A 2,490-nucleotide genomic window follows, 5' to 3' on the forward strand; every position below is an offset into this window, starting at 1 on the left:
CCGTCCGCGAGCTCATCCCCACCGAGGTCGAGGTCGAGCTGGTCATCGGCCACGGCGACTCCCCCTGACGGACCGGCCGTCCCCGGTATCCTCCGCGACGTGATCAACTCATCAGCGGAACCCAGCGATTCCGAGGTCGCCATAGCCGCGGCGCGCGCCGGTGCCGACGTCGTACGCGGGCTGTACGGCCGTCGGCTCGCCCGGACCGACAAGGGGGGCGGGGACTTCGCCACCGCCGCCGACATCGAGGCCGAGGAGAAGATCCTCCGCGTCATCCGGGCCGCCCGGCCCGAGGACGCCGTACTCGGCGAGGAGGGCGGGCAGCGGGGCGCCGTCGCGGAGGGCGGACGCCAGTGGCTGGTGGACCCCCTGTGCGGCACGCTCAACTACGCCGTGGGCACCATGCTCGTCGCCGTCAACGTGGCGCTGCGCGGCGGCGCGGCCGCGGTGGCCGATCCGTTCGGCGGGGAGGTCTTCCACACCGACGGCCGGACGGCCTGGGTGCGGCACGAGGACGTCGACACCCCGCTCACCCCGACGTCGGCCACCCGGCTCGTGGACGTCAACCTCGATCCGCCCTTCCCCGGCGCGCCCGGCTTCCGTGCCGTGGACCTGCTGGCCCATCCGGTGTTCGTCGAGGAGTTCCGGCCCCGCGTGGCGTCCAGCACCCTGGCACTGGCCTGGGTCGCCGCCGGAAAGCGCGCCGCCTACGTCACCGACGGCGGCGATCTCTCCGGCAACGTGCACTTCGCGGCCGGGATCGCGCTGTGCCGGGCCGCCGGGTGCGTGGTGACCGGGATCGACGGCAGGCCGCTGGGCGAGACGGGGCGCGGCCTCGTGGCAGCCGCCGACGACGCCACCCACCGGCTGCTGATGTCGATGGTCCGCGGCTGAGCCGTACCGCCACGCCTCGGCGCTACTTGTTCGGATCCCGGAAGCGGCCGAACGCCTTGGTCAGGGCGCTCAGCGGGGAGCCCTCCGGCTTGGCCCCTCCGGGGGCGGACGACCGGGGCACACCGTCGCCGCCGGTCGCCTCGGCCAGGGCGGCCTGCGCCGCCTCGGCCGCGTCCCGGTACAGGTCGCAGGCTTTCGTCATCGATTCGAGCGCCTCGGCGTACTTGGTCACCATGGCCTGGGCGTGGGCCAGCTCCTCGTCCTGGGTGAGCAGGTGCCAGCCCTGGCGCAGCCGCGTCAGGGCCCGCTCGGCCTCGTCCGGGAGTTCGCGCGGCAGTGCGGCGAACTCGGCGATCTTCTCGATGAGTTCGGTCGGCCGTGATCCGTCCAGGAAGACGCTGCGCACCGTGAAGTGGTCCGCGTCGTACCCCTCGGTCGCCGGGACCGTGGCGAGGATGACGGCGCCGCCGCGCGGCATCCGCACACGGAGCTCACGCTTCATCGCGAAGTCGGCGATCTGGGCCTGCTCCGGAGTGCCCCGGTGCTCGACCACCCGGTGGCGCAGGCTCGGCGGCAGGAACGTGGTCAGGGGCCGCTCCCCCACCGCGTCCGGCGTCATCGCCTCGTGCACCACGACATGGATGAACCAGCTCTGCCGGGTGCAGTCGCGCAGCCGGTGGCGCAGTTCGTCGTCGTCCTTGGGCAGATGGTTCGCCACCCGCAGCCGGACGTCCGGCACCGTGTCGTGGTCCCAGGGGACCCGGTCGCTGTCGGGCCAGAACATCGTCGCGGGCGAGGGCCAGTGCGCGTCCCAGGCCTGTTCGGCCTCGGCGGCGAGAATCCAGGTGACGCCCTCGCCCTCCTTGCGGCGGGCCTCGGGGTCGTAGGTGGTGAGCTGGGCGCGCACCGTGACGTCGTCGTCCACGCGCCAGCGGGCCTCGAAGCAGCGGCGGGCCGCGGGTCCGGGGTCGGCGGTCTCGTCCTTCGGGTGCAGGACGGTGGAGCGGGCCGCCTCGACGGGGTCGAGGTCCAGGAAGTCGTCCAGCACCCCGGCCGCCTTGAGGGCGATCAGGTTGCGCCGGACGTCCTGCTCGGGCTCGGGCCCGAGGTGGCGCCCGCGCCCCAGCCACGCGGTGACGGGGGTGGTCGTGGAGGGGGTGCTGTTCTTGGCCATGGAGTCGTTCTGTGCGGTGATCAGGGCCCGACCAGTATGGTCCGTGAGCCCGTCGATGCAAGCGGTCCCTCGCCGGGAGGGCTTACGTTCTTCTGCCGCGGGCCCGTCGTCGCGGTGGAAATGGCACCTTTTGGGGTCAGGGTGCGGCGAGGGTGCCGATCGGACGTCACGGTTGACGAGCGGGCGGGCACCGGCCGTCGGCTTCGCGGGCGACTGCCCGGTGCAGGGTCCGGGCAGTGCCGCTCCGGGCCCGTCATACTGCGAGCATGGGCACTAACCCAAAGGACGAACCGTCCTCGGCGGGGGGGGGGGGGGGGGGGGGGGGGGGGGGGGGGGGGGGGGGGGGGGGGGGGGGGGGGGGGGGGGGGGGGGGGGGGGGGGGGGGGGGGGGGGGGGGTTAGTGCCCATGCTCGCAGTATGAC

Annotated in this window: 2 protein-coding genes; one reads left to right on the forward strand and one right to left on the reverse strand. The window is 74.1% G+C overall.

Going from position 1 to position 2,490, the window contains the following annotated elements; genetic code table 11:
• The first annotated feature begins 99 nt into the window (after positions 1 to 99).
• Entirely contained in the window at positions 100 to 894 is a 795-nt protein-coding gene (locus AB8Z36_RS37505) for an inositol monophosphatase family protein (protein WP_369217851.1), read from the forward strand.
• 22 nt (positions 895 to 916) lie between these two features.
• Here the strand turns inward: AB8Z36_RS37505 and AB8Z36_RS37510 are convergent, their stop codons facing one another.
• Positions 917 to 2,068, reverse strand: coding sequence for a hypothetical protein (locus AB8Z36_RS37510; protein ID WP_369217852.1), 1,152 nt, complete (start codon positions 2,066 to 2,068; stop codon positions 917 to 919).
• Positions 2,069 to 2,490: the final 422 nt, after the last annotated feature.

It is taken from the genome of Streptomyces flavofungini (assembly GCF_041028215.1).
Taxonomy (GTDB): domain Bacteria; phylum Actinomycetota; class Actinomycetes; order Streptomycetales; family Streptomycetaceae; genus Streptomyces; species Streptomyces flavofungini_B.